We start from the raw sequence: 14,855 nt of genomic DNA on the forward strand, positions 1-14,855 counted from the left end.
TTTTTCGAGATACTGCCTGCCCAGTTGACGGTCATGTGGCCATCGGGCTACTTATTAGAGAGCATTAGCTTATCGAAACCCGGTGCTGGCCTGTTTCGACCCCTAGTGCCTAATTCAAAAATTGCGATGGACTATTTACGAAAGTCTCAGGAAATAGAACCTATGTTCGACTCATGAGCGAACATAGGATTGCACCGCGAAAACGCGTTTTCAAAGCTGGCACCATCGAATTTGGCGGCGGCGGCATCGATTGCACAGTCCGTAACTTATCGGATACGGGGGCTGCTCTGTCTGTTGAAAGCCCGGCAGGAATTCCGTCTGAATTTAATCTCGTCGTTGTTTCTGATCAGATCAGCCGAATGTGCCGGGTAGTCTGGCGGAAAGAAAACAGGATTGGAATTACCTTCGACTAGGCCGCCTGGTACCATTTATTGCAAAGGCCTACTTCGGATCTCCGAGTGGCCTAATTAGGCCAGTACCCGAAACCCCATCCACAACGATCAGAACGACCATTGCCCAGATCGTGAACCGACCGCAGCGTTCGACGCGGATCATGGTCATTGCCCCAGAGCGCCTATGCTCAAGACGGCGCAGGTCCACGCTGGCCTAGTGCTTCACCGAGCGTTCAAGGGAGGCGGCCGATATTATCATTGGTCTAAAGCTGATGAAAACCCGTTTCATTATTACTCACCCTAGAAAAGCACACTCTCCCGCGACCTGAGGTTGAGATCAAGCACCGGCGCCGATCCTGGCACCCTTCGGTCGTGGCGGCGCAGCACGCACCTATGCCAACTGGGTTCGGTCGTTGTCCCATGTCCGACAGGGATTCGAACCGTCAGCGAGACCGCAGCTTCAAACACCTTAAATGGCTGCCTTTGGAAACCGTACTAAATCGCCGCAGTACTAAGCTTTGGAGAAAAACGCCGTCTCCGGCCACAAATCTCCGAAATCGGCACTTCTCCCGTACGGCACCACTGCCATGGCAGGTTGATTTGATTGGGCTTTTTGGAGCTTTGGCTAGGAAGTGGCATTGGAAGCCCAGCAGCAGTGGCGGAGGGAGAGGAACTGGGGTCGAACCTTCTCCGCGTAAATCAGCGTGCCTGGCGGTAGATTAGCGTCCACCAAGGACCATCGCTGTTCGGCTCGGCGGGTGGCGCACACTTAGTCCGCTTTTCCCCAGGGACGGTTCTTGTCCGGCGGACGATCAAGATAGCCTAAGCATCGGTCTACGGCTGGACGGCGGACGTTCCCCTCTTCCAACCTGCCACCGCGCGCCGTACCGCTGAGCAGACTGTGCGGGCCGAGAGCAGGCGCTAAGGCCTCGGTCGGCCGATTGCCCGAACCGACCTGGGACCGAGCCCACCCCCAAGCGAGGTCGGAGGACTCGTGGCTGCCAGAACGGCGTCCGAGCGCTTATTCGGAGGATTGGCTATTGTCGAGCGTTGAACCGCGATCGCTCGCGGGCCAACATCGGCATCAGGCCGCCCCGACAGCACTCAGGAATTTGACAACTTCAAATTTCAGCCGGTTGCTATCGGAAGACAGCGACTTCGCCGCTGCTAGCACCTGTGATGAGGCCGACGGTCGTCGATCTCTTCTCCCGCTATGTGCCGGTACTGGATCCGCGCTTCAGCTACCGGGCCGAGAATGTTGTTCAGACGCTGCAGACAATCTGCGCAGTGGCTGGCTATCCGAAGACCATCCGTGTCGACCAGGGCTCGGAGTTCATCTCCCGTGGCCTCGATCTGTGGGCCTACGTCAATGGCGCGTCACGCTGGACTTCAGCCGGCCTGGCAAGCCGACCGACAACGCGTTCATCGAAGCCTTCAACGGGCGCTTCCGCGCAGAGTGTCTGAACACTCATTGGTTCCTCACCCTTGACGACGCCCGGACAAAATTGGAAGATTGGCGCAGATACTACAACGAAGAGCGCCCCCCCATGGGGCAATCGGGCAAAAGACCCCGATTTCGTTGCTCAATCGTGACGGCGCAACCAGCCCGCCGGAAAACTTTAATTGCCAGTGGTCCAAACTTCGGTCTCAGAGCACATCCGCCGAGACTGTAATCGCAACTGGATGAAAGTTCAGGGGCAGGTGATCATGTGCAAATCGCTGCAGCTATCGCGGCTGTGACGTTGACCGGGCGTCCACTTGTTGCCGGCACCCGCAAGAGCAGAGAATGGTCAAATCGCCGTCGGCGGCGTAGGAAGGCTTTCGGTGGGGCGGCGTTAGGGCGCGCCGTGGCGTTACTGCCTGCGCCGCCACAGGTTTACTATGCCGGAACCGAAACGCGCGCTAACTCGGTCTTCAGGTCGTAATTTCAAAATTTCACTTCAGTTGCGGTGCGATACTTATCAAATTAGCTCGGTGGCCCAGCAATCGCGCCTCTCGATGCGCGGTCGCCTGATGGAATTGTTCAAACACTAAGCTAAATGCAGATAGCGCACCTTCCTCAATCGCACCATCGTCGAAGCAATCGAGAGTATCGCGCAGTATCTCGTCTACTTCTTCCTGCATCTTATCGAGTTCTTCTATGCTGTTAGCTCGCCGCGCCTGACTAATCATATCCACCAGTCTGTCTCGCAACCTCGCATTGTTGGAGGTTTCGTCTTTCCTTAAATACCCGCGGAACCATGCGCCTGCGGACCCAAGGCCAGATAGCAGCAGGATTCCACCCCACATGTAATCGCTGTACTTTTCTGGAAACGTTCGCTCGGTGCCATCGACGAACGCCGCAGCGCCACGATGGGCCGGCAGTGCCGCATCCTTGTCGGTGTCCGGTGTCTCAATCTTGGAAACTTCCGGTAATTCCTTTAAAAGTGTCTGGCGGGCTGCAAACAGTTCGCGCGTGAACGCACCGACGGTCGCCTCCGACAATGATTTGTGGGCGACGATGAGATGATTGACGCCAACGGTATCTATCTTGTCATCCGGTCTGGCGGGAGACGCACTAAACGAACTTCCTGGGATTTCTTCGGATTCATAGAGCGGATGTTTCTGTGCGATCGCATCCCCCACGTCGATTGCAATAAATTTTGGTTCGCCGCGTGTGCGGGCAGTCATGGCGATTGCGTCCGCCGTAATTTTACTGGTAAGGGGCCCAACCGCCACGAAAGCTGCGATCGTTTGGTCGCGAGCCATCTATGCTATTTCCGTGGTGGCGAACTGCACAATCTCGACCTTTGAAGGGGAGACACCGGCCTCCTGGAGAATTACATTAAGAAGCGTCACATTTGCTTTGGTTCTGCCAATGACTCCGACCCGATTTCCCGTCAGGTCTTCAAGGCTTTTGATCTTGACTGCCGTCGACTTCTTAGCGCCCTTCGCGGGTATTGAAGGAGGAGCCCATATGACGACGACATTCTTCCGCAGAATGGCTACCGACTGTGCATCGTTCGACATCTCAAGATCGCCCCGCGCCACCGCTAGGTCGGCCTTCGACTGGCTGAATAGAGACAAGCTTTCGATTGCTCCATCTGTCGTGATGGGAAGAAGCCGAATGTGGCCTCGTTCACGAGTAAAGTTCTGCGCCAACGCCTGAATCAATTTCGCATCATCGCTTCCCGGCGGCCCCACTGCAACGCGCAGTGTCACCGGACGTAACGCAAAAAATAAGATGGTCGCGGCTGCAGCAAAAACCAGTACTCCGCTCAACACAATGAACAGCAACAATTTCGACCTCGGCCGCCGTCGGCGCCGCGTCTCGTTTTGGAAGGACGACAATTTCTTCATTCGAATCATATCTGCTGAACTGGAGTGGATGAGGTATGTCGATGCACGTAGCAGTTTATCCTGTTTCAAGGCTTTGAATGAAACATCTTAGTTTACCGGCCGAAGTTCCCTAATTTTCAAATAAAATGGCGGCTCAGATGAGCCGCCTTTGTTGCAGCGATTGTTAAATTCTAGGGAAACACGCGAGGTAACTGGGCGCTCGGGGATCATAAATCATTAGTCGCAGATTTAAACACAATGCGGATTCGATACCTAAAACCATCCCAGTACTACTGTCGGACCATCCGCCATGCCGGCCCCTCACCGCAACGCCAGAGTAGTAAGCCGGGGGGCGGAGCGGCGTAGGCCCTCGGGCTGTCAGGGCACTTCCGAGCAGTGCGCCTAGCAACCCGCTAACCACGCGGCCGTTTCTGGCCCTCAGCGGTAAGGATGCCCCCACATCCCTGCCGGTTGGGCCAAGATGTGGTGGACAACCTGCCTTTAGGTGCAAACTGAACCGGAGCGGTTATGACAATCTAAGATGATGAAAACAGATTTCCCCACATCTCACAGGCGCAACACACCTGACAGTCCGGAGACGTTACATGTTCAAGCCACTCAGCTCCATGATGCTCGCAACATTCATCGCCGTTGCTGGCACCGCCCATGCGGACCCATTGACCGATGAGAACAAACGCGTGGTCGTTCAGTTCTACGAGTTGGCCTTTGCTAAACATCAGCCAGCGGAGGCCGCCAAACTGTACCTCGGAACAACCTATACGCAGCACAACCCGCGGGTCCCCGACGGACCAGAGGTATTTTCGCGGTTCTTTGAAGGGTATTTCAAGCAGAACCCGGATTCATCAAGCGCCGTCAAGCGCGTCGTTGCCGAAAAGGACCTCGTGGTCATTCACTCGCATTCAAAGCGGACGCCTGACGATCGCGGCCAGGCGATCGTCGATATGTTTCGGGTCGAAGGCGGCAAAATCGTCGAGCATTGGGATGTCATGCAGGCTGTGTCGGAGACATCAACAAACCAGAACACCATGTTCTGAACCCAGCGGATTGGCAACTGCCCCAGCGTGATCGGTGCCACCACTTCGGCATCCTTACCGAACCAACGGAAATCGCGCCTCTGCATTGCCTACGGGTGGCGCTCTCATACATAGGCTTTTTTTTAGCACAAGGGACCGTTGCATACGCAGTCACAGTTCGAAGCACTTTGTCGTCAGAGCCCCTAAGCTATGACGACAGCCGTTGTCCGACCTAAGGAAGTCATGCGGCACGGACGGTATTCAAAAACTTACTGACCTCCGACCTTAATCTAGTGCTCTCGGCTGCAAGCGCCTGTGCGGACGAAAGTACCTGTGACGACGCCGAGCCGGTTTCGCTCGACCCACGCTGCACATCGCTTATGTTCGATGCGACTTGTATGGTTCCTTATGAAGCTTGCTGTACGTTGCGTGAAATTCGCTGCGTCGCCGCACCCTGCTCTTCGACGGCTGCTGCGATCGCTGAAGCGATCTCGGCGATCCTGCCTATCGTCTGGCCGATTTCCTTAATTGCATCAACCGATTCTGCGGTCGCGGTTTGTATGCCGCGCACCTGATCTCCGATTTCCCCGGTGGCTTTCGCCGTCTGTTCGGCCAGCGATTTTTCTTCCGCCGACGCCACGGCGAAGCCTCGTCCCGCTTCGCCCGCGCGGGCGGCTTCGATCGTTGCATTAAGTGCAAGCAGATTCGTCTGTCCTGCTATACTACTGATGAGTTCCACGACATCTCCGATCTTGTTCGCCGCTACGGAAAAGTCGTTTACGCGATCATTGGTTCGCACGGCTTGTGCGACCGCCTCGCCGGCTATGCGCGAAGATTCTTGGACCTGCCGGCTTATCTCGTTCACCGTAGAACTCATTTCCTCGCTTGCGGACGCAACGGATTGTACGTTGGTGGACGCTTCTTCCGCCGCCGATGCGACAACCGTCGATAGCTGTTCGGTTCTATGGGACGTCGACGCCAGGGTATTCGCCGAGGCCTCGAGCTCCGTCGCCGCGGACGAGACGGTTTGTATGATCTCACCAACGGCATCCTCGAACGATTGGGCGAGTTTATGCATATCCGCCTTGCGCAGATCTGCAGTCTGCTGCTCGATATCTTGCTGTTGCCGTTTCAGACGCTCAACTTCAATGGCATTCTTTCTGAAAACATCCACGGCACGTGCCATGGATCCGATCTCGTCTTTCTCGTCGAGAGACGGTATTTCCAAGTCAGTCTTACCGTCAGCCAACGTTGTCATCGCATTCGTCATGCCCGATACCGGACGAATGACACTTCGTCCGACGAAGAATGCAATGATGCCTCCGAGAACTCAGGCAAGTGCCGCGCACATTTTAGCGAGTGAGCCAGCAAATCGAATGGTGTCACCGGTTTCGTGCTGGGTGGCAACAAGATCTCGCCCGATCGAACTACGGACGTCAGCCGACGACTTGCTGATCTGGTCCATCATCGGTCGCATCTCCCCAACGAATAGCGAATCTATAGCCACAATAGGCCTCGATGTTGAGCTGATTGAACGCGAACACCCCGCCGATCATCACGGCGAGCAACAGCCCCACCATCAGAAAGCGGCGGTTGACGGCAAGGGCAACGAGACGATCCATCCAGATCGGACCTTTCAGAAAAGCCGAAGCTGGGAGTTAGGACGCCGATGCGGCGCGGTCGATGAACAGCGAGCCCCTGGTGACGATGCGCTCGCCCGGCCGCAAATTGCCGGAGACCTCGACCAGGTTGCCGTTGACCAGCCCGGTCTTGATGACGCGCAGCTCGATCGTCTTGTCGTCATCATGCGCGACCCAGACGCGGACCTGGTCGCCCTCGTAGATCAGCGCCTGGCGCGGCACGCCGACGGTCGGCTGGTCGCCCGGCGCGTAGATCGTCACGGTGGCGAACATCTCCGGCTTCAACAATCCGGCGGCATTGTCCAGGGTGGCGCGCACCATCAGCCGGCGCGTCGCAGGATCGAGCGCGGTGGCGACGTAGTTGATCTTGCCGGTCAACACACGGCCGGGCAGCGCCAGCACGTTGAAGGTCAGCTCCTGGCCGAGTTCGACCTCGGAGGCTTCGGTCTCGCGCACGAAAGCGGTGAGCCACACGGTGGAGAGGTCGCCGATCACGTAGGCCGGATCGGTGGCGCCGGCGCTGACGAACTGGCCAGGGCCGATCTTGCGCGCCACCACGACGCCCGCGATCGGCGCATAGATCGTGGTCTCCGGGTTGATCTTGCCCTGGTCCTGAAACGCGGCGATCGCCTCATTGGTAAAGCCGAGAAAGCGCAGCCGGTTGCGTGCGGCTTCCAGCGCGGTTTCGGCCGAGCGCTGGTCGTTCTGCGCCTGCAGCAGCGTCGCCTGGGTCTTCTGATAGTCCTTCAGCGGGATGGCACGGCCTTCGGAGAGGTCCTTGGCGCGCTTGTCCTGGATCGTCGCCAAATCGAGCTGCGACTTGGCCTTGTTGAGGCTGGTGATCGCGGTAATGAAATCGTTCTGCGCGCCGACATTGTCGGCGGCCTCGATGGTGAACAGCGGCTGGCCGGCACGGACGCTGTCGCCCGGCCTGGCGAGCAGCTTTGTCACCCGCCCGGCATAGGGCGAAAATACCGGCGTCGACTTGTCCTCGTCGACCGCGATCTTGCCTTCGGTGACGTGCTCGGCGCGGAACGCCCGCGCGCTGACCGGCTCGACGGTCAGGCTGGCCCATTCGGCCGGGGCGGTCACATAGCGCGTCGGGATCTTGCGCGACTGGCTAGATACTTCGGAATTAGGCCGCGGAGTTTCGGCGGTCCGCGACAACGCCACGGCGCCGACGATCGCGACCGCTACGACGGCCGCGCCAAACATCACGCGATTGCGGCTAAGCATCGGAAATCGTTCAGTAAATTTTATCACTCGACCATCCATATCGGAGGCGCGCTCAATCCGCGGTGTTTTGTCTTGTCCCAGCGCTAATAGTGCTCATCTGGCGGCTCAAACAATCAAAAAAACTCATGCGCACGTACGAATCTCGTTCAAAAATCTGCAAGCCTGCGAACAGTTTTCAACTGCGCTCCAGCCAGCGCGGCGCATGGGTCCCCAGCGGCACCGTCTTGCCTTTGAAAAGGTCCTGGCGCGCTTGTTCTGGATCTGCGCCAACGTGATGTCCCGCGCGCTTCAAGACGGCGGAGACGGTGCGGCGGACGCCCGCCATGCCGGCAGCGCTTGCCAAACCGTGAGGACACCATGTCGCTGAGGCCAATCGGAACCATCGCCATACCAAAAGCCGAAGGCTACGAGTTCGATCACGCCGCCTTCAATGTGAAGAGCGGTAGGTTTTCATCGCGCGCACCGCGGGACTATCATAGAACTCTCCTCGTCCCTTCAGGGATGATAAATGGAAAATTCCAGGTCAGACTGGCCTAATTTGGCGGGGGCACGTCAACTGGCCGGTCCACAATCGTCATCTGCCAAAAAACGCCTGAAACTTTGCGAGGGTGCTGCTGCGTGGCTGCGGCATGCCGGCGCCTAGGCGGAAAATGCTCGACGGCGGCTTCGAGGCCTGGAAGGCGGCGACGCTGCCGACGGTGTCCGGTCCGACGCGCTCGATTGCGAGGGCGATCAGTGCGCGCACTCCTGCCTAAGGTAGGTCGAGAAACAGCCGTTGCTCCCTCGAGCAGTTGTCAGGCCACTCCCAGAGGGCCGCGCCTGTATGGGTGGCTCGTCGCAAGGACCCCCCGTTTGGCGGTTTGTCGGAATCCAGAAGCAGCCAGACCTCGTATCCAAGATCGCGAAGCTGCTCCGCGATGAGAGGGGCCTTATACACGCTTAGACTTTCTTCGTTTGAAGCAGCAGATGCCGCTCACCGCCACTAATGGCTGCTGTCTAATCGGCTTGCAGTACCGGCCTCAATTTCCAAGCATTTAAAATGAGTGTTTCTTTTTTATCACATCTTCGAATCTAAAGATGTGGGAAAATAGCAAAGCGCTTAATTTTTGGGCGTCGATATTTTGGGGGAAATTATGAGGAAGCTCTTTCTCGCGGCGTCCGCTATCGCGGCGCTCGGCTCAATCGCTCCGGCTGCCGCGGCGGATTTAGCTGCCCGTCCGTACACCAAGGCCCCTGCGATGGCGCCGGTCGCAATCTATAACTGGACCGGCTTCTACATCGGTGGCCACGTCGGCGGAGACTGGAATGGCAACAGCACGTTTGGCAACAACAATAACGGTCGCTTCATCGGCGGCGTTCAGGGCGGTGCCGACTATCAGTTTGGCCAGAGCTGGGTCGTCGGCATCGAGGCCAACTATAGCTGGAAGAACGGCGGCAACGGCAATGGGTACGCCTTCGTCGATCCGGCCGGCGCAGGCCTGTTGACGAACAACTCTAGTAACCGCGGCATCGGCTCGGTTACAGGTCGGCTGGGCTACACCTGGGGTCCGGCCCTGCTTTACGTGAAGGGCGGCTACGGCTTCCGCGACAGCAACAATACAAACGTAACCGTTGCTGGCGCTGCGGTCCCTTTCACCTATAACCGCAACAAGGACGGCTACACGGTTGGTGGCGGCCTTGAATACCTGTTCACGCAGAACTGGTCGGGAAAAATTGAGTATCAGTACTTCAATTTCGGCAATTCGCAGTTTACAACTGGACCAACTGCTTTGATTGGCTTGGGCTCGTTCCGTAGCGATGAACACACCGTCAAGGCTGGCCTCAACTACCGTTTCAACTGGGGTGGCCCGGTAGTCGCGAAATATTGATATTTTCGACAACCCTTGAAACGACTTGAGCCCGGCATCGTGCCGGGCTTTTTCTTTATCTATAGTCGAAAATTTTCGAGGGTCGGTTTCATCCCATCACGTTAAGAAAAGATCCTTTCACCCGCATGATACGGCTGAGTACCGACAAAACCGAGGCGGGGAATGGATAGTCAAACGCCTCGCTCGTTAAGAGAATGGAATTCGCGGATAAAACGGCATTCGCCCGTCCCCCTGCTGACTGAGGCGCAGCACTGCTGGTGCCTGATGAATGAACAGTCCACCATTAAAACTGTTGCTTTCCACGCGCGCACAGCAAGAATAATCAACATCAAACGCTGTACGGAAGAGGGGCTAAGACAGGAAACGTAGCGAAGACGAGAAAAGTAACTTAGATAAGTCTTCGCTACTTGCCGGATTTTTGCGAAATCAGAACCTGTCGATCAGAGCGAAGTTGCCGACCATTGAAATTGAATCGAATCATCGCTAGCGGCCTCTTTGAGCAGCAATGAGATGAGGCCGCCGGCTGGCGAGGTGTGTTGGGGCGTTTACCCACCAACGATAGAACTACGTAATAGCGAACGTTGAGGTTCAACGGGATTGCTAGAATTGGACCTGCAGAATATCCGGATCTCACGAAGGTGGGCTTTTAGTTTTAAAAAACCAACTTTTTGCCCATGGACCACCCTAACCGGTCCGATGCATCTACCCCTCGGAGTTTTGACACCCCCCCCCCCCGCATTACACATGAATGGCTTTCTGTATTGAACTTTTGTTTCTTCCCGTGTGAACCACCCTAATCGATCCCGATAGCCCTTTCCTCACAGTTTTGGCCCGGTGATCGACATCGCCGGCGAACTTCAGCCTATAGTCGACGCCTTCAGCCGCACACAGCCGTGCGACCTTGTCGTACTCCCGCAAGAACGTCGGCAGCTTCGATGCCTTCCGATGGTGGGCGAGCAGGAACGATCGCTTCACCGAAGTCAGCTGGGCATGCCCTGGCGGATGGCACCACCATCTAAATTTTCCAGGAAGGCGCGACGGCGCTCCGCTGGTGTTAGAGGGCGACCGGCTCCCGCCGCACCGGTAGCCGTCACGACAGCGATGGCCGCTGTCGTCCCGTGGGAATTGATAGAACGCATCGGTTAGGAGATTGAAAGCGCCCGGACGGTCGCGCATTTTGCAAGGTAAAAGTCACCTCGTGACATAAACAATCTGATGCTCGCGATGGAATGGCAAAGGAAATTGCTGCTTTCCCCGGGTCAGCGTCTTTGGTATTCTGACATCATTGGGTCAACGCGGTCATACCAAAAACCTGAGGCAACCGCCCGGCCACCGGCCGCGATCCGTTGGCGCGATTCGCGGATCGGAAAAGAAATGAAGCGACCAAACGAAACTCGCCCGCGCACGTCGGCGCAACGCGCCGCGGAAGCCACGTTCAAGGTTGCTCTCGCGCCCCTTACTGGCGACGAGCAGGCAAAGAAGGATCTCGACGAAAACCGCGCGCGCCTGAAGGCATTGCGCTTGGCGCGCGACAGTGAGCTCACTAAGAAGGCATAGCTGCCGCTGTAACACGCCAGCTTCGGTTGCATAACATGTATGTCGCGCTTAGCGACCAATGAAGCGAATGTGCATGCACGACGCGGGAAGATCTTTATGATCTCGTTTGTGCCGCCGCGGTGCAGGGCGGCAACTTCACGTCGACTCCTGTCCTGCTGATTGAGGCCCGCGAAGACTTTTTGCGCGTCGCGTCTTCAAAGGGGTACAACTGGGTCAGAAGCGCCCGCTATGCGGCTCTCCTGGGCATTCAGAAGGCGTGGCTTATTGAGATCGCTTTACGGACCGGCAAGCCCGCCAGCCCAGACGCGGGGGTGGTGTCGCGAGAGATTTCGCAATGCTCGACCGCTAGAGCTGAGGCGAGAAAGCCGGTTCTAAGCTGGCGGTCATTCGCACTAATCCAAAATCATAATGCTCCAACAATCCTGTATTAACTAAGACAAAGCCCATACCTGGAAGTCGCCGCGTTCGGTGCCGAACCCTCTTAAGGAGTGCACTATTTGTCGTCGCGCCAATGGCGTCAAAAAATGTTCACAGGACCATAGGTTAGGCAATGAATATTTTCGCTTCGAATTTTGTTTGGAATGCGTGAAGCATTTTGGCCCGGTAAGGGTCTATCGAAAACCCCTGATAAGGTTCGTTACGAGCGGATGATCGGCTCCCGATGGTAACACCCTCCAAAATGGCGACGGCGTTTTAATGGCGCTGTCTCGGAACCGGGCGTCCACTTCAACTCGCGCCTCAAGCTCGCAATCGAAGCATCTGAATCGATGTAACTCATAGCCCGGTCGATTTGGGATTATTTCGAACCTTGGGAGTATGGCACCGCAGGTTTTACAATTGATCTTAGTCATTAACGGCGCCCAGTAACTAGATGCAAGTAATGGCATAACCGGGCTACGCGCCAACCGTTCCGACGACCTTTAGGAAAAATTGGCCACGGGAGGGCCGTGTCGGCAATTTTCGCACCGCCATTTTTGAGCGTGTGGATTGTCGCGAGTTATCGTAACCGCTTATGCGCTGAACGTGCCGCCACAGGCCTATGCGGACATTCTAGCACTCATCACGAGGTATTCGTCGGCAACAAATGTGGAAGCGAATTCGGCCGCGGGCATAGGTTTGCCGAAATAGTAGCCTTGCCCTTCCTTGCAACCCATTTCATTAAGCAGCTCCGCCGTGGCATTGTCCTCGATGCCCTCGGCAATGACCGACAGCCCCAACCTCTTGCCCAGTTCGATCGTCGAGCCGACGATGGCAGCGTCGCTGGCATCGAGCATCAATTCGCGCACGAACGAGCGATCGATCTTCAGTCCATCCAGCGGGAAGGTCTTCAAATAGCTAAGGCTGCCGTAGCCCGTGCCGAAATCGTCGAACACGAGGCGAACGCCGAGCGCCTGCAAACCGCGGACAATCGACAGCACCGCCGCTTTGTCCTCGAGCAGTATGTCTTCGGTGACTTCCAGCTCGAGCAGCGACGGCGGCAGCCCGCTCGCCTCCAGCACGGCGGCGACCTCCACCAGCAGATCGCCCGAGCTGAATTGCGATGGCGACAGGTTGACGCCGATGCGGATGCCATGGCCGGCTTTGGCCCAGGCGGCGCCCTGGCGGCAAGCGGTGCTCAGAACCCAGCCGGCGACCTGATTGGAGATGGCAGACGCGTTGACGACCGGCATGAACTGGATGGGCGGTACAAGCCCGCGTTCCGGATGTCGCCAGCGGATCAGCGCTTCGGCTCCGATGACGCGGCGGTCGGCCAGCGAGACCTGCGGTTGATAGAACAACTCGAATTCGTGCAGGCGCAGCGCCCGAACCAGTTCGACTTCGGTGCGTAGCCGGTCGGTGATCTCCTTTCGGAAACGGGCCTCGTAGAACACGATATTGGCCGCATTGGATAGCGTGGCCTGGACCAGTGCCAGTTCGGCATTGCCCAGCGCGGCCTCGGCGGTTTCGCCATCGCCCGGAAGCACGGCCACGCCGATATTGACGGCAACCTGCTGGGCGCGATCGCCGACCCGCACCGGCTGCGCGAAGGCCGCAACGCAGCGGGCAGCCAGCGCCGCCGCCTGCGCACGATCCATGCGATCGGCAAGCACGGCAAACCGGCCCGCCTCGAGCCGCGCGATCATGGCGCCACGGTCAAGTGCGCCGGACAGCCGCTCGGCCACCGCGCGCAGCAGATTGTCGCCGAAGCCATGACCGAGCATGACATTGGCCTGTTCGAACTCGTCGATGCCGATCGCCAGGAGGCTCACCGGGCGCGATGCGCCCGCGGTCTCGATCGTCGACCTAAGGCGAATTTGCAACGTGTTGCGGTTCGGGAGTCCGGTCACCACGTCGTGCTCGGCGAGATAGCGGATTTTCTCGGCCTCGCGCTTGCGCGCCGTTATATCCCGCAGACTGGCGCCGTAGTTCAGCCCGTCGGGGCCGTCCCACCTGGACAGACAGACCTCGAGCGCAAACGTCTCACCGTTCCTGCGGCGTCCGTCGAGTTCGAGCACCCATCCGCCGGCCGCCCGCATGGTCGATTGCGGGCTCGCCATAATCCGGGACGACAGCGCTGCCTGCCCCTCGGCGACTGAGATAAGCATGTCCACCGGTTGGCCGATGACCTCGTGTGCGGTGTAGCCGAAGATCGCTTCGGCACCGGGATTCCACATGGTGATCGTCAGACGGGAGTCGGCGCACATGACGCCGTCGCCGAGCACCATGGTGACACGCTGGAAGCGCTTCTCGGCGACCCGGGCAAGAACTCCGCGAAAGTCGATCTCGTCGAGTGCGATCGCCGCCAGATAGACACCGGTTGCCAGCAGGAACAACGAGGTGTCGAGCACGATCGGGAATTGGCTTTGCAGAAGCCAGGCGCCGGCCTCGATCGCCCCGGCCATCCCGACCAGCATGCTGACGCGGTAGCCGGCGGACGTGCGTCGCCATACCAGCATCATGATCGCTGCGATTACCAGGAGCCCAGCCAGAGTTACAATGGATGAACTGAAGGAGAGTGCGCGCCCCTGCACGAGCGACTCCGCGGCCAGCACCTGCAGCAATGGTCCGGAAATCACGGCGCCATTGGGCACGCTGAAACGATCACCGAGTTCAAGCGCGGTGCCGCCGATGATCACCTTCTTGCCGTTCACCGCCCGCAGGGCTTCGGCCTCGCCGTGCAGGACATCGACATATGACACCACCGGCACCGACGCAGCCCGGATGCCGAAGTCGATCAGGAATGGCGGCTTCGCCAGATCGGCCTGTCCGGCCACGATAGCGGCCATCGACGGCACCAGCTGGCCATCGACACGGTCGCTTACCGGATAACGACGCACTCGGCCATCGGGCTCCACCGCGACATTGACGACCGCCGACCAGGATTGTGCAAGGAACGCCGGCAGCGGACGGTTGACGTGCAGCGAGCCGGGCTGGCCATTGGGTGTGGTCGTCGGCTGGCGGAACGACGGTAGGACCACCGATCCGCCGGCGGACTTCAGCGCTTCGGCGAAGGCTGCATCCCCCGCGGGATTCGAGGGCGTGCTGACATCCACGTCGAACACGATATCGCCGACCCCGGCGCCGCGCAGCCTGTCGATCAGTTGCGCATGCAACGTGCGTGGCCACGGCCAGACGCCGATGCTGGCGATCGAGCGGGGATCGATCGCGACCAGCACGATCTCCCCACTGGCGGCCCGTGGCGTCGAGCCGAACCGCAGATCCGTCAACTGATTGCGGATGCCGAAGTGCAGGCCGCCGGAGGCGACGATCACCAGCACGAAAGCGACAAGAAGATGCGGCCGATACTGTTTCACCTTCGCCCTTCCCACA

9 protein-coding genes and 2 pseudogenes are annotated in these 14,855 nt (G+C 58.2%); 5 read left to right on the forward strand and 6 right to left on the reverse strand.

The window, feature by feature from the left end; translation table 11 throughout:
• The first annotated feature begins 173 nt into the window (after positions 1-173).
• Both FNL56_RS26850 and FNL56_RS26855 read left to right on the forward strand, forming a co-directional pair.
• A complete protein-coding gene (locus FNL56_RS26850) occupies positions 174-413 on the forward strand; it encodes a PilZ domain-containing protein (protein WP_143575829.1) in 240 nt (79 codons plus the stop codon).
• 1,167 nt (positions 414-1,580) lie between these two features.
• Positions 1,581-2,004 (forward strand): annotated as a pseudogene (locus FNL56_RS26855) (integrase core domain-containing protein); the annotation flags it as partial.
• Between the two features lie 323 nt (positions 2,005-2,327).
• On the opposite strand, the gene FNL56_RS28920 reads toward FNL56_RS26855, so the two are convergent.
• Positions 2,328-3,140 (reverse strand): TAXI family TRAP transporter solute-binding subunit, encoded by an 813-nt coding sequence (locus FNL56_RS28920; RefSeq protein ID WP_368039323.1) that lies wholly within the window; start codon positions 3,138-3,140, stop codon positions 2,328-2,330.
• Positions 3,141-3,671 (reverse strand): ABC transporter substrate-binding protein, encoded by a 531-nt coding sequence (locus FNL56_RS28925; RefSeq protein ID WP_368039324.1) that lies wholly within the window; start codon positions 3,669-3,671, stop codon positions 3,141-3,143.
• A 644-nt stretch (positions 3,672-4,315) separates the two neighbouring features.
• On the opposite strand from FNL56_RS28925, the gene FNL56_RS26865 reads away from it, so the two are divergent.
• Positions 4,316-4,765 (forward strand): nuclear transport factor 2 family protein, encoded by a 450-nt coding sequence (locus FNL56_RS26865; protein WP_246660812.1) that lies wholly within the window; start codon positions 4,316-4,318, stop codon positions 4,763-4,765.
• Positions 4,766-4,985: 220 nt separating this feature from the next.
• On the opposite strand, the pseudogene FNL56_RS26870 reads toward FNL56_RS26865, so the two are convergent.
• From FNL56_RS26870 to FNL56_RS26880, 3 genes and pseudogenes are all read right to left on the reverse strand, one after another.
• Positions 4,986-6,074, reverse strand: a pseudogene (locus tag FNL56_RS26870) (methyl-accepting chemotaxis protein); the annotation flags it as partial.
• Positions 6,075-6,180: 106 nt separating this feature from the next.
• A complete protein-coding gene (locus tag FNL56_RS26875) occupies positions 6,181-6,366 on the reverse strand; it encodes a hypothetical protein (protein ID WP_143582325.1) in 186 nt (61 codons plus the stop codon).
• Between the two features lie 36 nt (positions 6,367-6,402).
• Complete coding sequence (locus tag FNL56_RS26880) at positions 6,403-7,620, reverse strand: efflux RND transporter periplasmic adaptor subunit (protein ID WP_246661611.1); 1,218 nt, start codon at positions 7,618-7,620, stop codon at positions 6,403-6,405.
• Between the two features lie 1,133 nt (positions 7,621-8,753).
• Between FNL56_RS26880 and FNL56_RS26885 the strand changes: the two genes are divergently transcribed.
• Together FNL56_RS26885 and FNL56_RS26895 are read left to right on the forward strand one after the other, a co-directional pair.
• Positions 8,754-9,488, forward strand: a complete 735-nt coding sequence (locus FNL56_RS26885) for an outer membrane protein (protein WP_143575860.1) — start codon at positions 8,754-8,756, stop codon at positions 9,486-9,488.
• A gap of 1,215 nt (positions 9,489-10,703) precedes the next feature.
• Positions 10,704-11,045, forward strand: a complete 342-nt coding sequence (locus tag FNL56_RS26895; RefSeq protein ID WP_143575861.1) for a hypothetical protein — start codon at positions 10,704-10,706, stop codon at positions 11,043-11,045.
• Positions 11,046-12,082: 1,037 nt separating this feature from the next.
• Here FNL56_RS26895 and FNL56_RS26900 read toward each other — a convergent pair.
• Positions 12,083-14,839: an EAL domain-containing protein gene (locus FNL56_RS26900; RefSeq protein WP_143582483.1), complete on the reverse strand. Its 2,757-nt coding sequence runs from the start codon at positions 14,837-14,839 to the stop codon at positions 12,083-12,085.
• Positions 14,840-14,855: the final 16 nt, after the last annotated feature.

The sequence above is a fragment of the Tardiphaga sp. vice304 genome, assembly GCF_007018905.1.
In the GTDB taxonomy this organism is placed as follows: Bacteria; Pseudomonadota; Alphaproteobacteria; order Rhizobiales; family Xanthobacteraceae; genus Tardiphaga.